The sequence below is a fragment of the Phycisphaerales bacterium genome (assembly GCA_029268515.1).
GTDB lineage: Bacteria > Planctomycetota > Phycisphaerae > Phycisphaerales > SM1A02 > JAQWNP01.
The window spans coordinates 32,945-50,678 of the sequence record JAQWNP010000003.1 but is presented as its reverse complement, the minus strand read 5'-3'; the positions used below and the strand labels follow the sequence as shown (position 1 = coordinate 50,678).

The 17,734-nt window shown below is 52.0% G+C and carries 16 protein-coding genes and 1 tRNA gene; 9 read left to right on the top strand and 8 right to left on the bottom strand.

Annotated features, from left to right (window positions below; all coding sequences use genetic code 11):
- The first annotated feature begins 129 nt into the window (after positions 1-129).
- Positions 130-1,020, top strand: a complete 891-nt coding sequence (locus P8J86_02590; GenBank protein MDG2053573.1) for an ROK family protein — start codon at positions 130-132, stop codon at positions 1,018-1,020.
- Positions 1,021-1,056: 36 nt separating this feature from the next.
- Here P8J86_02590 and P8J86_02585 read toward each other — a convergent pair.
- From P8J86_02585 to P8J86_02570, 4 genes are all read right to left on the bottom strand, one after another.
- Positions 1,057-1,130: transfer RNA gene (locus P8J86_02585), tRNA-Met, on the bottom strand.
- 76 nt (positions 1,131-1,206) lie between these two features.
- Positions 1,207-3,111, bottom strand: a complete 1,905-nt coding sequence (gene pyrG / locus P8J86_02580; GenBank protein MDG2053572.1) for a CTP synthase (glutamine hydrolyzing) — start codon at positions 3,109-3,111, stop codon at positions 1,207-1,209.
- 54 nt (positions 3,112-3,165) lie between these two features.
- Positions 3,166-3,903 carry a 3-deoxy-manno-octulosonate cytidylyltransferase gene (gene kdsB, locus P8J86_02575; GenBank protein MDG2053571.1) on the bottom strand — a complete coding sequence of 246 codons (738 nt, stop codon included), beginning with the start codon at positions 3,901-3,903 and terminating at the stop codon, positions 3,166-3,168.
- Between the two features lie 48 nt (positions 3,904-3,951).
- Complete coding sequence (locus P8J86_02570) at positions 3,952-5,409, bottom strand: hypothetical protein (protein MDG2053570.1); 1,458 nt, start codon at positions 5,407-5,409, stop codon at positions 3,952-3,954.
- 133 nt (positions 5,410-5,542) lie between these two features.
- Here P8J86_02570 and def point away from each other — a divergent pair, with 133 nt between their 5' ends.
- Genes def through P8J86_02555 form a run of 3 tightly spaced genes read left to right on the top strand, consistent with a single transcriptional unit; the run spans position 5,543 to position 7,596 of the window.
- Complete coding sequence (gene def / locus P8J86_02565; GenBank protein ID MDG2053569.1) at positions 5,543-6,082, top strand: peptide deformylase; 540 nt, start codon at positions 5,543-5,545, stop codon at positions 6,080-6,082.
- Positions 6,083-6,087: 5 nt separating this feature from the next.
- Complete coding sequence (gene fmt / locus P8J86_02560) at positions 6,088-7,005, top strand: methionyl-tRNA formyltransferase (protein ID MDG2053568.1); 918 nt, start codon at positions 6,088-6,090, stop codon at positions 7,003-7,005.
- A 15-nt stretch (positions 7,006-7,020) separates the two neighbouring features.
- On the top strand, positions 7,021-7,596 hold the full coding sequence (locus tag P8J86_02555) for a hypothetical protein (protein MDG2053567.1): 576 nt from the start codon (positions 7,021-7,023) through the stop codon (positions 7,594-7,596).
- Here P8J86_02555 and P8J86_02550 read toward each other — a convergent pair.
- On the bottom strand, positions 7,576-8,019 hold the full coding sequence (locus tag P8J86_02550; GenBank protein ID MDG2053566.1) for a hypothetical protein: 444 nt from the start codon (positions 8,017-8,019) through the stop codon (positions 7,576-7,578). The two genes, P8J86_02555 and P8J86_02550, sit on opposite strands and share 21 nt — an antisense overlap.
- 244 nt (positions 8,020-8,263) lie before the next feature.
- On the opposite strand from P8J86_02550, the gene queA reads away from it, so the two are divergent.
- The 4 genes from queA to mraY all read left to right on the top strand — a co-directional run bounded on the left by queA (position 8,264) and on the right by mraY (position 13,608).
- The gene (gene queA / locus P8J86_02545) at positions 8,264-9,361 is read left to right on the top strand and encodes a tRNA preQ1(34) S-adenosylmethionine ribosyltransferase-isomerase QueA (GenBank protein MDG2053565.1); all 1,098 of its coding nucleotides are present in this window, start codon (positions 8,264-8,266) and stop codon (positions 9,359-9,361) included.
- 122 nt (positions 9,362-9,483) lie between these two features.
- Positions 9,484-10,932: a UDP-N-acetylmuramoyl-L-alanyl-D-glutamate--2,6-diaminopimelate ligase gene (locus P8J86_02540; protein ID MDG2053564.1), complete on the top strand. Its 1,449-nt coding sequence runs from the start codon at positions 9,484-9,486 to the stop codon at positions 10,930-10,932.
- Positions 10,926-12,365, top strand: coding sequence for a UDP-N-acetylmuramoyl-tripeptide--D-alanyl-D-alanine ligase (murF, locus tag P8J86_02535; GenBank protein MDG2053563.1), 1,440 nt, complete (start codon positions 10,926-10,928; stop codon positions 12,363-12,365). Before P8J86_02540 ends, murF begins: the two co-directional genes overlap by 7 nt.
- Positions 12,366-12,438: 73 nt before the next feature.
- On the top strand, positions 12,439-13,608 hold the full coding sequence (mraY, locus tag P8J86_02530; GenBank protein ID MDG2053562.1) for a phospho-N-acetylmuramoyl-pentapeptide-transferase: 1,170 nt from the start codon (positions 12,439-12,441) through the stop codon (positions 13,606-13,608).
- Between the two features lie 13 nt (positions 13,609-13,621).
- Here mraY and P8J86_02525 read toward each other — a convergent pair whose 3' ends face one another.
- The 3 genes from P8J86_02525 to P8J86_02515 form a co-directional block, all read right to left on the bottom strand.
- On the bottom strand, positions 13,622-14,791 hold the full coding sequence (locus P8J86_02525; protein MDG2053561.1) for an RluA family pseudouridine synthase: 1,170 nt from the start codon (positions 14,789-14,791) through the stop codon (positions 13,622-13,624).
- 71 nt (positions 14,792-14,862) lie between these two features.
- Entirely contained in the window at positions 14,863-15,597 is a 735-nt protein-coding gene (locus P8J86_02520; GenBank protein ID MDG2053560.1) for a hypothetical protein, read from the bottom strand.
- Between the two features lie 180 nt (positions 15,598-15,777).
- Positions 15,778-16,728 (bottom strand): phosphotransferase, encoded by a 951-nt coding sequence (locus tag P8J86_02515; protein MDG2053559.1) that lies wholly within the window; start codon positions 16,726-16,728, stop codon positions 15,778-15,780.
- A 105-nt stretch (positions 16,729-16,833) separates the two neighbouring features.
- Between P8J86_02515 and P8J86_02510 the strand changes: the two genes are divergently transcribed.
- The gene (locus P8J86_02510; GenBank protein ID MDG2053558.1) at positions 16,834-17,733 is read left to right on the top strand and encodes an HAD-IIB family hydrolase; all 900 of its coding nucleotides are present in this window, start codon (positions 16,834-16,836) and stop codon (positions 17,731-17,733) included.
- Position 17,734: the final 1 nt, after the last annotated feature.

Below are 17,734 nucleotides of genomic sequence, written 5' to 3'. Positions count from 1 at the left end.
AACCCGAAGGGACTGTTGGGTGGTTTGATGCAGATCCTTGGAGCGAAGCCGAGTCGCAAGAACAGATGCACGAAGCAATGGAAGACGAATAGCAACATGCCCTTTAAAGCGTGAGGTAATGCCAACGCAATGCGAATCGGAATCGATCTCGGTGGGACAAAGATTGAAGGCATTGCTCTTGATCATGCTGGCGCCGAGCTGTTGCGGCATCGTGTGCCTACGCCAGCAGCTCACTACGACTCAATCTTGGCTGAAATCAAGAATCTAGTCCTTTACTTAGAGAATCACTTAGGCAGCGCGGATTCGGTCGGTGTCGGATCACCTGGAGCGATATCCGCTGTCACTGGATTGCTCAAGAACTCGAACACGGTCTGCTTGAATGGCAAGCCCCTTGATGTCGATCTCGAGAAGATCCTTGATAGGAAGATTCAATTGGCCAATGATGCCAACTGCTTCGCACTGTCCGAATCAATCGATGGAGCTGCAGCAGGGGCCAGATGTGTCTTTGGTGTGATTCTTGGCACTGGTGTAGGTGGTGCAATCTGTATTGACCAAAAACCAGTTGTTGGAGCGAACTCTATTGCTGGTGAGTGGGGGCATAATCCAATGCCTTGGCCGACAAGCCAAGAGACACCAGGGCCCGATTGTTATTGTGGCCGACAAGGGTGCTTAGAAACCTTTCTCTCTGGCAAGGGTATGACTCAAGACTATGTATCGCTTGGCGGGGCGCCTCTGGATGCAGCTGAAATCTATCTGCGTGCCGAAGCGGGTGAGCCGCTGGCGCAAAAGTCCGTCCATCACTATGAAGAGCGTCTTGCAAAGGCCATTGCAACTGTGGTCAACATTCTGGATCCTGATGTTGTCGTGCTGGGAGGCGGCCTCTCTAATATGACTCGACTCTACAATCGCATTCCCGAATTGTGGGGACAGTGGATTTTCAGTGATGCAATTGCCACACGCCTCGTCAAAAACCAGCATGGTGATTCCAGTGGTGTACGAGGGGCCGCGATGCTTCAGTAGCGCGCGGGCCAATATCGAATTGGGAAGCAATAGAAGTGGCGGTAGCTGGATTCGAACCAGCGACCTAGGGCTTATGAATCCCTCGCTCTAACCAACTGAGCTATACCGCCAGAGTACTTTCGAGATAGAGGGCCAGTCTAGGAAACCTCAAGCAGGGGTCAACCCACAAGCGATACAACACTAGAATCAGACCGCTGATGGAACTGTTTTCGTATCTGATGAGCTGCCACCACCGTTGGCAATGGGCAGTAGCCATCGTGTGGAAATCGCTGATGCAGCCAGGTTGGGATAGGCGTGCGCAATCGCATTGGCCAGGAGGCCACAGAACATCGGGTGGGGGGCCAGCGGCCGGCTGGTGAGCTCGGGATGAAATTGACACCCAATGAAATAAGGATGCACCGTCTGAGGCAGCTCCATGATTTGCATGATTGGTTGGCTTGGATGCACGCCAGAGAAAATCAGTCCCTTTGAGGTCATGGCCTCTATGTAGCCGGGATCAACTTCATAGCGATGGCGAAAACGTTCTCGCACCGCGGCCTGGCCCGCATACAAAAAGGAAGCCAAGGTCTTGCTTGTTACTTGCACATCTTGGCCACCAAGGCGCATGGTCCCGCCGAGCCCTTCAATGGCTTTTTGGTCAGGAAGTTCTGATATCACAGCTTGATCGGCAGAGGGAATAAACTCAGTCGAATGAGCATCCTTCAGGTCCACAACATGGCGTGCAAATTCGATCACTGCAACCTGAAAGCCAAGGCAAATCCCTAGGAAGGGGATCCCTGAATTGCGCACGTATTCAACACATGCGATCTTGCCTTCCACGCCTCGTTCGCCGAAGCCACCAGGCACGATGACACCGTCAATTCCTTTTAGTCGATCTGCAACATTATCAGGGTTCACATCTGAGATGTCGATCCAGGAGACATCAGTGTCTGCTGAAAGATGCGCCGAAGCATGCTCAATCGCTTTGTCGATCGACGCGTATGCATCACGGAGTGCCGCATATTTTCCCAAGATGCCGATTTTGATTGAATGCTTACGCCGACCAGAGAGCATGCCTGTAAAGTCTTGCCAATTTGCTCTTGCCCGATCTTCCTTGCGTGAATCCACACGATGGTGCAGATCCAATACCGTCAACACTTCTCTATCAAGCCCCTCAGCTCGCATCGAATCAGGGATTGAATAGATTGAATCACGATCGTGCATTGAGAAAACGCGCCGCTGAGGCACGTTCGAAAACATCGCAATTTTCTCCTGGACGGTATCTGACACGAGGTGGTCAGCCCGACAAGCAATCATGTGTGGCTGTATTCCTGTCTCCATCAATCTCTTGATGCCAAGTTGGGCTGCTTTTGATTTCTGCTCGCCCAATGTTTTGGGCTCGAGAATGTAAGTGAGCGCTACAAAGCAAACAGAGCCTGCACCCTCTTCGAAAGCTAATTCACGGAGCGCTTCAATATAAAAGCCATTCTCATAATCACCGACGGTGCCGCCAACCTCAACAAAGACAATGTCTGCTGAGCCTCCGTTAGGGCCACCAGTCATCGCCAATTCTCGCAACTGCCTTTTTACCTCGCCAGTCACATGAGGAATCATCTGTACGTCTCGTCCAAGGAATCCGCCTTGGCGTTCCTTGGCTAGGATGTCAGTGTAGATCTTGCCTGCAGTTGTAAAATTTCGATGCGTGAGGTTTTGGTCAAGCATGCGTTCGTAGGTGCCAAGATCCATGTCGCACTCAGTGCCGTCATCCAGCACAAAGACCTCACCATGGCGATAAGGATTCAGAGTCCCCGAGTCAATATTGAGGTAGCCTTCAAGTTTGATTGGAGCAACAGAAAGGCCTTTGTCCTTGCAAAGCTTGGCTAAAGAAGAACTAAAGATTCCTTTGCCCAGGCCAGACATAACTGTGCCAAGTACAACAACAAAGTGATGGCGGCCGCGCTGATAGCCATCCGGCTCTGGCGAGTGGAATTCACTATTAGCAACTGAGCGGCTGGTGCTTTGTAATAACGAAGAACCCGCCCGTCCATCCGCTTGGTGGCCCGGGGCGTCGTCAGATGTGTTTGACTTGGGGTGCATGATGGAGTGTAGCACGACGAGGCCACTTCACTCAAGCTGCCCCCTCAGTTTTGCATCGAATCATGCTTCTCATGATTGAGGTGATTGAGTACATCGCGATACAAACTGAGCATACTGTTCAGGCGTGTCAATTCCTTGGTGTTGTACTGGGTAGGTCGCAACGGCGATCGGTAGACCGTGCTCGATAAGTCGTAGTTGTTCCAGCTTCTCCGCTTGTTCTAAGGGCGTCGCTGGAAGATTCAGATAAACAGGCAGGATTGCTCTTCTATAGACATATAGCCCAATGTGCTGCATGGGTTGGATCTGGCCCAGCCCATCTCGATCGTAGGGAATCAGACTGCGTGAAAAGTACAAAGCTCGCCCATGACAATCACTTACAACCTTTACTACGGAAGGATCTAGGGCCATAGATTGATCGGAGAGGGGTGAACACAGGGTAGAAACGTGGGCTTCTGGATCAGCTTCGAGCGCAGCGACAGCCGCATCAATAGCAAGGGGTGGAATCTCAGGTTCATCAGCCTGAACATTGACCAAGATCTCCGCGTCGATTTCAGCCGCTGCCTGGGCAATCCTGCTGGTGCCATTGGGGTGGTCACTGCTCGTGAGGATTGCCTCAGCACCAAAGCTCGCCGCAGCAGCCATGATCTCCTGAGAGTCAGTGGCAATGACGACTCGGTCAATGCTCGTCGCTTTACAAGCCTGCTGATAGGTGTGCTGAATCAGTGGCTTCCCTGTTTCGTCGGCCAGGACCTTGCCAGGGAATCGTGTCGAGTCAAGGCGTGCGGGGATAACAGCTACGACTGGCACTCGATTTAGATCCTCGCTTACTTGGGAGCAAATTTCAGGCTGCTCGCTTTAATCATTTGATTCGCGCAGTTGTTTCAGGAGTTGATCAATTTCCTTACGGCGATTGCGGATATCAAGATAAGTAATGTCTTTACGGGCGATACTAGAGCAAATCTCCAGTGCTTCACGGGCCTGCTCTTCTGATTGCTCCGAAGAAGCCAGATCAATCATCGATACCATGAGATCGTATCGAATAGGCAGTTCCAGATCTGATTGCGAAGAATCAAGGGACGCGATCGCCTCTTTGTACTCAGCAATGGCCTCTGCATGCCAGGTCTCAGCAGCAAAACAGCGTCCTAATAAATGCCCAGCCTTGACCTGCAATTTAGGTTCGTCTTTGGTCCGCTGAAAGCACTCTGTGGCAAGTTCAATATTCCCAGCTCTAAGAGCAACCTGGCCGAGTCGGAACTTGAGGGCCCGGTCTGTCGGATACTTCGCGCTTCTTTCCTGGAATTGGGTTAACTCAGTATTAGCAAGTTCGGCTTTGGCCGTTTCTTTGGCCTCATCATCAGGCATTTCGTCGAGCTTGGCCCGCATCTGTGCAAGCTTGATGTCATCGCCATGCATTTTAAAGCGGAACTCGCCAGTTGCCTCATATCCGCTCATATAGATCCCGATGGCCTCAACTTCAGCCTCCTGGCCACCTTGTTTCTTGACCAATTGGGCCAGTCTATTAATGACATCAGGGGAGTTGGGATTGTTTTCATAATCATCGCGGGCTTGGGCCAGAATTCGCTCTTCGGTGGACTGATTCCCAGAAATCTGATCTGCATCGCTGAGGGCTTGCTGCTTATCCATGTCCTTAACGAATTTTCGGAAGCCGCCCTCCTTACCCACACTCTCTTCATAGCCACCCTGATCCATAGCTCTTTCGGCGGCCATTTCCTTCAGTTCACGGTCAAGCTCAGAATCTGTGGGATCTAATTGCAGCGAGGCGGTGCCAGCAGCGATTGCAACATCCCAAGCACCGACGCTGCTCGCAAGCTGCTTGATTTGCATCAATGAGCCTCGAGAAACACGTTTTGCCCGTCGCGATAGATTCAGTGCATGTGGGGCTACCCAGTGCCCAAACTCTAGAATATCTGCCTTGATAGCGGCATCCATAGCTTTGACAGCAAGTGAACCGTTTTCAATATCCTTCATCCAAGCGAATTCAGCAGCCGCAAACTTGGAAACAGCATTGCTTTCTCCAATTGATCGAACCTCTTTTCCAGAGGCCGGCTTACCGCCGTCTTGCCGGTAGCGCAAGGCAACTTTCATCATTTCTTCATGAGCGGGCATCCGAGACGGGTCCAGTTTTATGCCATTGGCGTAGTAGACCAGGGCCGAGTCATAATTAAATGAGTCAGCCATTGTTCGAGCATGCTCAAACCACTTGCGGGCTTTTTCAGGAGATGGCGTAAAAGCCGATTCCTGAGGTTCAACACCGTCTTCTGATTCACCTTTTTTTCGACCAAAAAGTGCCATGCCGTCCTTTCAATGAATCCCCCCTGCTCGGGGCAGGGTTGGGACGATGCAAGGTAGGAGGATTCTAAGAGGCGGTCAATCTGAATACGAAAAACGGGGCAAATGTTCTGCCCGCAACATAGCATGAGCACATATGCCCATCGATATCTCCAAACTCGAATTGGTTTTCTTTCCAGCAACCATCCTGAAGCAGCCTGCAGAAGAGATCAATGAGATTAACGATGAGGTCAGGGCTGTTTCCAGACGGATGATCGAAATGCTCTATGAACACAAAGGCGTCGGCCTTGCTGGACCGCAGATAGGCCTTCCGTGGCGGATCTTTGTCACCCGAGCTCAGCCAGATAGTGATGAGAACATAAAGGGCTCGGGCAGGGTCTTTATCAACCCAATTCTGACCCTCGATCCCAAACCGCTTGGCGAAATGGAGGAAGGCTGCTTGAGTCTTCCTGATATCCACATCAATATTATGCGACCAATGAGTGCAACCATCAGCGCATTTGATGAGAATGGCAAGGCTTTCGAGGATCAAGATAATGGCTATTGCGCACGGGTATGGCAGCATGAGTTTGATCATCTCAATGGCACGCTCATTATCGATCGAATGACACCAATGGACCGGTTGGTGACACGCAAAGCCATCAAGAGCTTACGTGACTCCCATAAGGAGGCTTAGCCAAGATGCGTGTCGTGTTCTACGGTTCCGGTGCTTTCGGCCTACCGACTTTGTCATGGCTCAAAACCAACCATGAAGTTGTACAGGTGGTCAGCCAACCTGATCGACCAGCTGGTCGGGGTCGAAAGTCAACGCCAACACCGATTACCTCTTTTGCACGTGAGCACGGACTTGACCATGTAACTGTTGAGGATGTGGCTGATCCATCCGTTGTCGAGCAGCTTTCACAGCAGGATGCAACAGCCAATGTCGTCATTGCCTTTGGGCAGAAAATGCCTCAGTCAATCTTGGAACAGCGCTTCGCATGTAATCTCCACGCTTCACTTTTGCCATCGTTTCGTGGAGCTGCTCCGATTAATCGAGCCATCATGTCGGGCAAAAAGGAAACGGGCTTAAGCGTCATTGCTTTGGCGCAGCGGATTGATGCCGGCGAGATCTATCATCAGATTGCTTGCCCATTAGACCCCAGTCGCACTGCAGGTGAGATTCATGATTTCCTTGCCGAGATGGGCCCGACAGCAATTGATTATGTTCTCAATGCTTTGGACGATGGCTCTCTGCAGGGCGAGGCTCAGGATGAAGCACTTGTCACACATGCAGCCAAACTGTCTCGAGATGACGGCCTGGTTCGCTTTCAGGGCGACGCCGATCAAGTTCGTGCGCAGATCCATGGTGTTACGCCATGGCCGGGCGCTCGGGCCAAGTTGGGGCCCCGACCATGTAAGATCGGGCGTGTCGAAGTAATTACTGAGAATGAAGCAGGTCGAACTAGCGGGCAGCTGCGAAGTGACTTTGCAATTCAGTGTACAAATGGTGCTGTAAGGCCGCTTGAGATTCAACCAGCAGGGTCTCGAATGATGCCCTTTGCTGCATTCTGTAATGGGGCCGAACTGACGCCTGGTTCATGTTGCACGATAGACTGAAAGTGGTGCGAGAGGTTGGACACATTGAAACGCTTTGCCACAACACTTTGGGACTTGCTTAAGACACCGCTCAAGAGCGCCGCGCCGGTAAGCCCGTCGGATGTGAAGGTTCTGCGTTCACCTCGAAGCAAGAACAAGTCGGCTGAAAATACAAAGCCGATGCAGCGACGTTACGACGCGCTCGTCGACGAAATGAAAACCACCTATGAGTTCAAGGTACGCAAATGGCGAAGCAGTACTTCTGGCTGTGCTTGGGAGGTCAAAGGCGTTGATGGGAGCTTGGGAAGACTGATCGAATCGCCTTATCCACGCGGGCCCATGAGCTGTGTTGTCTTCTTACATGAGGTTGGACACCATGCCATTGGCTTCAATCGATACCGACCGCGCTGCTTGGAGGAGTACCACGCCTGGGAATGGGCGCTTGCGATGATGAAGACCAAGCAATTTAACATAACGAAAGCAGTCCTCCGACGTCGGGATATAGCCCTCCGTTATGCGGTCGACAAAGCCCGGCGGCGAGGTCTCAAGCGGCTACCTGTTGAGCTCATTCCATGGAAGGGCCATTTGGTCCTAACAGAGGACATCCATTAGCGAGCCGAGATTGCTTATATAGGCATAGTTGATTGGAACCACAATGGTCTGAGGCGATTCAACCACCTCATCAGACGCGGCAATGGGAGGCTTCTGCCCAATATTGCTCGAGTGAGGCTTTGAGACTGTGAGAGGATCAGGACCACACTCTGTGGGGCCTGCCATGGGCAGAGCCTGACTGGCCTCATTCGGAGCAGTTGCCAAAGTGGAAACTGGCTGCCAGCACCATTTCTGTAGCCACCACCATGGCGGCGGGGCATTGGGATCACTTTGCAGATCACAGGGCCATGGTTCTGGTGGCCTATTGGCACTCGCCTGAGCAGGTGGAACTGAACTGGTCTGCTCTATTTTGAGCTGCGGAACAGCCAGCGTGTCAATAACACGTATTGGAACCATGGGACTCGATGCAGCAAGGATCTCCATAAGAGAAATGGTGCACAGCTTGCGCCATCCCTTGCTCGGCCTTACGCAACCGTTGCCCGGCCGATAAGATGAGGCCAACAAGGATGTAGGTACCGCTGCTGGCCTTCAGATCTATTTATTCGGTTTGTCGCAGCTGTACCGGATGTGGTTTTGCGACCCCCCTCGGTGGTGAGCCACGAAGCGCTGACCTATTTGTTGACTGAGCTTTGCCTCAGGAGACAATCGGAATGCCGGAGCAACATGGATGCGGCTGGAAACCGAGGCTCTTGATTACCAATTACCGCCAGAGCGACTTGCGCTGACACCTTGCCAGAGCCGCGATCACGCAAGACTTATGGTGACACATAAATCGACCGGCGAAGTTGAACACGCACACGTAGCTGACTTGCCGCACTTTCTAAAACAAGATGATCTCATCATTCTGAACGAAACGACGGTGATCCCCGCTCGCTTTCATGGCGATCGCGTTGATAGCGGGGGACACATTGAAGGTCTATGGATTGAGGCGTTGAAAGAACCCAATGGCCAACAGGGTGGACAGTGGCGAGTCATGATTAAGAGCAATGGGAAGTTGCGCCCAGGGCTCAAGTTGGCAATTAATGATCGGCATGGTTGCCAGGACGCGCATACGTTGGTGTTGGACGAGTTTGACAAGAACACATGGATTGTGCATCCGGAGCCTGCACTCGACGCAAAGGCGTTTTTGGAACAAGTTGGCCTTGCTCCGTTACCACCCTATATCCTCGCAGCTCGACGCCGACAGGGGATCGCTGGGCTAGATCGCGAAGATCAGGACGCTTACCAAACCGTCTATGCAAATCCCCAGTGCACGGGATCAATTGCAGCACCAACAGCGGGACTTCACTTTACACCCCAGGTGATAAAGTCAATGACCGAAAAAGGCGTTGACCTTGCTTACGTCAATCTGACCGTTGGGCCAGGCACTTTCAAGACGGTCGAGTGCTCTTACATTGATGACCATGTCGTTGACCCTGAAACTTTTTCGGTACCCAAGCAAACGATCGAGCAACTCTCTCAGGACCGAAGTGGGCGACGCATTGCTGTGGGCACCACAACTGTGCGTACCCTTGAGTCGCTGGCCTACCCACTTCCTCATCAGGCACTCGCAATTCATGGCCAGGCCTCTCTTGTCATCACCCCTGGGCACACATTTCAGTTCATAGACGCATTGATGACGAATTTTCATCTTCCATCCTCTTCGCTCCTTGCACTAGCCGCTGCATTCGCTGGTCTGGAGCAAATTAAACACTGGTATGAAATCGCAATTGCAGAAGAATATCGCTTCTATAGCTATGGCGATGCCATGCTGATTCTTCCTTGAACGGTATTTGTCCATGTCTCTCAGTGTCATGATCCGATAGAAACGAACAGGAGGCTCATCACATTTATATTGAAGCTCTTATCGCCGGACTTCCAATTAGTTTTAGCTGCCCCCAGCCTGGCGTGTCTATTCATGATGTCCGAGAAGATTCTCGTAGTGTTGCCCCAGGCTGCCTCTTTGTCGCCAGAAAAGGTGGCACCTACGATGGCCTGTCGTATCTCACCGATGCTCAGCAGGCCGGTGCGGCGGCAGCACTGGTTGACCAGAATGACGTTGTTCCAGCCAGCTGTGAAAGAGGCATGGCAATCTTACGAACGACAAATGTCGGACAAATGGCCCGTACGATTGCTGAGCGGGTGCATGGCAATCCAAGCCAGCGACTCAAGGTTGTGGGTATTACGGGCACGAATGGCAAGACGACGGTCGCCTATTTCTTGCAGTTGATTCTGCGACATGCAGGCGTGCGTTTTGGATTGTTAGGAACGATCTGGTGCGATGATGGACTAGGTCGCCATACAGCGAACCTCACAACGCCATCAGGAACGGATATTTCGCGGCACCTGGGTCGCATGGCTCGAGCAGGCTACGTCGGCTGCGCTATGGAGGTCTCAAGCCATGCGTTGGACCAAGGGCGCGTCGATGCAATTAACTTTGATGGAGCGATCTTTACCAATCTCACGGGCGATCATCTCGATTATCACGGTTCAATGGCTTCGTATGAGGCGGCAAAGGCGAAACTCTTTAAACAGATCCCGGCCAGCGGCTGGGGCGTCATCAATAGTGATGACGATGCTGCGATCGCCATGAGCCATGCCTGTGGCGGGAAGATCATTACCAGCAGTACTGAGGGGCAGGCAATGTGCCAGGCGACGGTCAGGGATGCTCGCCTCAACGGAACCCATGTGACCGTCACGGGCGAGTGGGGTGATATTGAGGCGTTTGTCCCTGTTGTGGGTTTGCATAACACCGCAAATGTGCTTCAGGCGGTGGCTGCAGCATGGGCACTTGGCGTTGATCGTGCCGGCCTTGAAAGAGGTCTTTCTTGCTGCCAACCGCCTCCGGGTCGACTGGAGTTCGTTGCTCACGACGCTGCCTTGGAGGCCCCAACGGTGCTGGTTGACTATGCCCATACTGATGATGCCTTAGATCGCGTGCTCAGTGCTCTGCGGCCGCTTGTGCCTCAAGGAGGCAGACTTCGCGTGGTCTTCGGCTGTGGAGGCGATCGTGATCGGACGAAGCGGCCTCGGATGGGACAAGTGGCTTCGCGATGGGCTGACGAGCTCTTTGTGACTTCTGATAATCCTCGAACAGAAGACCCTCAAGGAATTATCAATGAGATCTGTCGAGGCATTCCATCTTCCCCGCAAGTCAAGATGCAGCAGGATGCTGATCGGGGGATTGCTATTGCTAGGGCAATTGAAGATGCGAGTCATTTAGATCTCATTCTCATTGCTGGCAAAGGACATGAGCCTTACCAGATCATTGGGACTCAACGTACGAACTTTGATGATCGAGAAGTTGCCCGAGCAGCTCTAGGCCTTCGCGCAGGAGTTGGTTCTACCTCATGTTAATGGCGACGAAAACATGGTCACCTGCATGGGTCGCAGAAGTTACAGGCGGCACTTGGTTACAAGTGCCGGAAGGTACATTTAAGGGGCAAGTTACTACGGACTCTCGAAGCTGTGCGCGAGGTGATCTCTTTCTCGCCATCAGGGGGGACCGCTTCGATGGCCATGACTTCATCGAACAAGCCATTTCTATTGGAAGCTGGGCCGTGGTTGTTCAGCCTGGCTGTGATCGACGATGGGATGGCATCGCCCCCAGTGGCCAAGGTGTTCTTGCAGTTGCTAATCCGAGGGCGGCCCTCGGTGCACTGGCTCATGCTTGGCGTCAGCACCTGACCTCAACATGCGTCATTGCCATTACAGGCAGTTGCGGCAAGACCACGACAAAGGATCTCTTGCATAAGACACTCGGCAAGCACCTGAGAGGGACCGCTGCCGCAGCGAGCTTCAACAACGATTTGGGTGTTCCATTGACCATCCTTAACGCATCGCCAGATGACGAATACTTGGTTGTTGAAATTGGCACTAATGCAATGGGGGAGATTGCATCGCTTGCGGAGATGGCTCAGCCAAACATTGGTCTCATTACGATGATTGGTACAGCCCACCTTGCTGGCTTTGACTCGCCTCAAGCGATTGTCGACGAGAAGCTGTCGCTTTTAGAGCATGTGCAGCCAGGCGGGCTTGCGGTCTTTCCATACGTTTACAAAGATCAGGTGCAGGTTACTGCAGCTTCTTTGCAGGTCGTTACCTCTGGGGCAATGCCTGGTGCTGCGATGCAGTTGATTGGCCGCGGTTGGGATGGGCAGGCCAACCGTGGATGGTTTGAAGTGGCAGATGCGACTGGCCATTCGATGCGTTTTGATCTTGCTCTGCCAGGCGAACACAACGCTCATAATGCGATCGCGGTGTTAGCAATCGCAAGATCACTTGGTGTTCCTGATCAGGTGATCGGTGAGTCGTTTGTATTGGCTGAACCATCTTCAATGCGATTTGAGATTCAAAATATTGATTTGGGTGATGAAGGCAGTGTGACATTCTGTAACGATGCTTATAACGCCAACCCAGATTCTGTCAGGGCCTCACTTGCTTCCTTTTTAGAGCAGTCGCCGCTCGATGCTCGGCTTGTTGTCGTGCTCGGTGACATGTTGGAGCTTGGCTCTACCAGTGAGCAGCTGCACCGGGAACTCGCGTTTGGCCTTCTTGAAATGGATGTGAGTCAGCGTATTGCTGAGGTCGTCTGCGTTGGCCCAAATGCCTCTTTTGTAGCAGAAGAACTACAGGCCAGCGGTCGTTCTGCAACCGCGAGATCTAATTGGAGGCAATCAGATCTCGCCCATGCGTGCAAATCCATACGAGCTGATGATTGGGTGTTGCTAAAAGGTTCTCGCGGCATTGGCCTCGAACGTGTTATTGAGATCGTCAGTGGTTCCAGATGATCTGAAAGGTCGTTTTGTTCTGATTGGCATTGGTATGCCTTTGTGAATTGACTCTTCTTTAAAGTGGACGGTGATGTTCTACAACTTGCTTGAGCGATATAACGGCGTCCTTGATGAGATGGGGTTGTATTCGCTTTTGCAGGTTCTCTATCAGTTGGAGTTCCGCAGCTTTGCTGCGGTGGTGGTCAGCTTTTTGTTTGTGTTGCTTGGCGGCAAGCCGATGATTCGTTGGTTGCGTCGCCAAAAGCTTGGAGATGCGCCCGAGTTTTATCGTGAAGACGTCAATGCTCTTATGGCCAGCAAGCATGCCACGCCAACGATGGGGGGGTTGCTGGTTTGTGGATCAATTCTCGTAACAGTGATTTTGTTTGCTGATCTGACTAATCGCTACGTCCATCTCGCCTTATTGGTTTTGGTTTGGTTGGCAGTGGTCGGCGGATTTGATGACTGGCTGAAGTTGACGACCGCTCGCCGTAAGCCAGGTTCCCGAGAAGGGCTCTATGCTTGGGAAAAATTACTGTTTCAGTTGGGTGTTGGTGTCCTGGCAGGTGTCTTTCTTTATCGCAATGGAATCGGATCTTCTACCGCTCATGTGCTGACGCTGCCATTTCAACGCACGTATGAACCAGGGGCTGAGGCACTGGCGCCTGTTGCTGGCGTCATCACACTTGGGGCGATTCCATTTATTGTCATTTGCACACTGTTGATCGCAGGTACTTCGAATGCTGTTAATCTGACTGATGGTATGGATGGCTTGGCTGCGGGTTGTATCAGCGTCGCAGCATTTGCATTTATGGCATTAGCCTTTATCGCGGGTACGCTTGCTGCCGCCCATACGCTGCTCTTGCCTTTTGTAGAGGGATCTGCAGAAATGATGGTTGTCGCAGGCGCGATGGCTGGAGCCTCTTTGGGATTTCTGTGGTTTAACTGTGCGCCAGCGCAAGTATTTATGGGCGACACAGGCTCATTACCACTTGGTGGCCTCTTGGCCCTCATCGCAGTAACGATCAGGCAAGAGGTCTTACTAATCATTATTGGTGGTGTGTTTTTTATGGAACTCGGCAGCGTGGTATTGCAGGTTGGTTACTTCAAAGCCACGAAGGGCAAAAGGCTCTTCGCTTGTTCGCCCATTCATCATCACTTTCATCTGCGCGGATGGTCTGAGACGCAAGTTGTGCAGCGTTTTTGGGTCTTGGCCATTATTCTGGCAATGGTTGCCCTGGTTTCATTGAAATTACGTTGATCGTTTTTTGGCCTTACGACTCAGGTAAAAATGGGTCGAGGTCTACCGTTGCTCCAGTGACTCTTGGCGTTGACTCAAAACGATGTTTTCTGAGCATGAATAAGAGTTGAGCAAAATCTGTTGGCAAGGGCGCCAAATGGGTCAGAAACTTTTTGGTTATTGGATGTGTAAAACCAAGAGAAGCGGCATGCAACGCCTGTCGTTGCATCAACGGTGTGGATGCTTCTTGAGTAGCGTGCAGATCGCCAGATACATCTGAAAGGGTGAGGTGTTTGCCGCCGTAAATGTCATCACCAACGATGGGATGGCCTATGTGAGACAGGTGTATGCGAATCTGGTGGGTGCGACCTGTCTTGAGTTCCAATTCAACGAGGGAGAACTCTTCGTAGATCTCTCGTACTCGGTAGATCGTCACCGAGGCCTTTCCAGTCTGATCCCACCGGACCGCATAACGATCGCGCACCGTTGGATGACGACCAAGTGGTAAATCAATAATGTCTGTGTGAGGTTCCATTCTGCCATGAACAACTGCCAGATAGCGTTTGTCAACTTTACGATGCTCGAACTGTTTACCAAGTTGCCAGTGTGCTTCCTCACTCTTAGCGAAGACCATGGCGCCTGTGGTGTGGCGATCGAGTCGGTGAACAACACCAGGCCTGGCAAGGGACTCGCCGACCGGTGAAAGCTGGCCCCCTCGAGCATTAAAGTGCCAGGCCAAGCCATTAATAAGGGTGCCGCGAAGATTCCCTCTGGCGGGATGCACAATAATGTCATCCTGTTTGTTGAGGACCAGAAGGTCGTCATCTTCAAACAAGATCTCAAGATCCATCGGTTCAGGGGGAATGTCTTTACTCGGCGGTGGCGGTAATCTGGTTTCGACGACATCACCACGGCGAAGGCGTGTTGAAGCCTTCGGTAACCGACCATTTACAGTCACTGCGCGCTCAGCAATAAGACGCTGGAGGCTTGTTCGGCTTAGAAACGGAATACGATCGACGAGATAGCGATCAAGGCGCTTCACAAGATCGCGTTGAAGCACGAATGTCACAGTGGGGGCCTGATCTTCCTCACCTCCAGACGACTCCCAGAGTTTAAGGAGGCGATCTCGATCAACCTGCCCACCCGGTGCAATCACCTGTGGTTTTTGATCCTTTGGTGAAGGTTTTTTAGAGAGATCAGCCATGGTTGGAACAATCGCGCCAGCCAAACAAATGCCTGATGGTTCTATCTCGCGGGGTGGGAATATCAGCTCCGCTATGACCCGCTGTCAGGGGCGCTCATAAGGTCTCTGAGAGTGGGGTCAACCGTCAGTGGCGTGGTTTCGTCACTTATGATTGCCGAGTTCTCTTGGGTTGGTGTTGGGAGATTCAACTCGGCAGGTACTTCAGACTCAGCTCGAGCAAGCAACCGCTTGGCAAGCATGGGATATGAAGTATCCGCCACCTTTGCTGCTTCCATTAAGAGTGATTGGGATTTGTCGGAATCCTGTTGAATCTCTGCAATAGCAGCCAAGCCTGCTAGTGCATTAATGACCACAAGTGTACGGTCGTAATCTGTATCCGGCTCGTCAATAATAGAACGGAAAAGCCTCTTCGAATCAGCGAGATATGTATCGCGCTGTTCGCTGGTGAGTATCTGTGGATCATCTGGCGTGTGATTGAAATTACGCATTGCATTCACACTGGCGAGATAACGCTGTGCTGCACGCAGGCGTGCCAAGTCCGACACGGCGCCCACATCAGGATATTGTTGAGCAACTTCAAGTAATGAATCCGGAAGTGTCGCTGTCTCTAGTGAAACCCAGCCATCACGAACATGCATCGCCTGGCCTTCTTTGTACCGATTCCAGAAGAGAAACGCCGCGATAAAGACAAGGCAGAATAAAAGCCAGAAAGGCCCCTTGGTTTTCATCCAAACCACGAAGTCCTCATTGACCCTGCTCTCACTAAGGTCACTTTGATGAATATCTTTGAGTCGATCGCGGTCCATATGCTTCTCTGTCAGTTTTTATAAAAATGGGGGTGATCAGGCTGGTCTTCAACCCAGAGAATATACGCTCAATTCGATGGGCTGTGCAGTTCTAAAAAGGCCAATAGAAGACGGCGATGGTATCCCCGTTCTAGAGCCTGGGCAATCTACTGATTCCTCAGGAGGTCTGACAGGCGTATTTTAGAGAGATGCCAGGGCTGACTCCAGCCGAGTGAGGCAGGCTGCAAGATATTGAGGATGCCCCTCTGAACGCATGAAAGCAGGGGCTGAACCGGCGAGCAGCGCGCGGCGAATCATCGCTAATCGCCCAAACTGAGCCTCAACATCGAGGCCCAGCTGGCGTCGAGCTGTGGCAATAGCTCGGACAGGACGTGTCTTTTTCATTCGCTCTGGCATCGCCCAAAGCCGGCGTTCCAGATAAACAGCATCTTCTAGCCAGTGCCCAACATGGACTTCCGCAAGATCAATGAGCACCACCTCGCCCTTCGTAAATTCCCCTCGCGTCATGGCATTGGCCATATGCAAATCACCATGAAGCCATTGGTTAGTTTTTCTCGCCCGCCATTGCTGCACCAACTGTTCCGAGCGACGTTTGAGTGTCCTGAGAGCTGAGGCCCATCGCTTTCGCTCAGATATTTTATTAACCCTCACCGACTTTTGAGCGTCGCGGATCAGGTCTTCCCATGGCTCTCTTTTAGGTGCTTGGTCGATCTCATAGGCACCAGCTGCGGCATAAAACTGAGCTGATGCCGATGCAATTCTCTGGATATGATTCTCGTGCCAACGCAGCGCCAGCGGCCCAGTCGGCAAACATTCGATGATCAGCCATGCAAGGTCATATCCACCCAATTCATGACCAGATGCAAAAAGATGGGGGATCGGCAATGGCTTGCTTGCTGTTTGTAGTCGCCGCGTCCATATAAGTTCTTGCGGGCCAACGGGTAACTTAACAACGACGTTATGTTTGCCATTGTGGTCTTCAAAAATACTCTTTCCAGTCGCGGCCCCGCCGCGCTGCCAATCGGCTTTGAACCAATGGATTGGTTGCAGTTTTCCTTTGAGCAATTCCTGTAGTGCTGGCTCAAGCGAGCTGGCCAAAGCACGTTTGTCCTTGGAATTAGACTTGCTCACAGATTAGTGCCCCTTTGGGGATTCATCATGTCAGTAGCCTACGGTGGGCGGCTGAGGTGGGCAAACTGACTTGCCTCTCCTCTCTGTAGGGCTTACTTTCAGAACATGGCTACGGACTTTAAAGCGATCGTTATAGATCTTGACGGAACATTAATGGGTCCTGAAGCTAAGGTTTCCGATCAGAATCGGCGGGCTGTTTTTCGAGCCCTCGAGGCCGGGCTGGAGATCATTATCGCAACTGGCAGGACTGCCTCAGAGTCTGCCGCGGCCTTGAAAGCCGTAGAACACCAAGGGCTCGTGATCAGCGCTGGCGGTGCACTGCTCACAGATAGTGCCGGCCGCACCTTGGATCGCATTGTTCTTCAGCCAGAACAAGTCGAGCTCATTGCAAATCTCTTGATTCCTGCTCAGCACAAAGTGCTTTTGCTCAAAGACGCGTCAAGGACGGGATATGACTATCTTGCTGTCGGAGATGCAACACTCGATCCGGTTACGGAGTGGTGGTTTGATCACCTTGCAATGTCTTGCCAGTACCGAAGACGACTCGATGATGATCCTCATCCCGAGCATTCTATTCGCGCTGGTGCCGTATCAGCTCACCAGACACTCGCTGAAGTCGCAGAGATTCTATGTCGGGAATATTCCGATCAGCTTGAGATACTCTTCTGGCCAGCAGTCACGCCTGAGGGTGATCAGCAAGCCAATCGGAAGAAGATAGGGCGCGTTCAGCTACTCGAGGTGTTTGCCAAGGGTGTATCAAAATGGGTGATGCTAGAGCGGATCATGCTGAGTCGATCTTGGGATGCGTCGCAGGTTGCTGCAATCGGAGATGGTCTCAACGACATTGATCTCCTCAAAAATGTGGGCATGGGAATTGCGATGGGGAATGCGGATGAACATGTGAAAGATGCGGCTGATCACGTCACAAACGACCATCGTCATGACGGGGTCGCCCAAGCAATTGATCAGATTCTTGCGGGTAAGTTGACGTCGGGATCAGCATAGG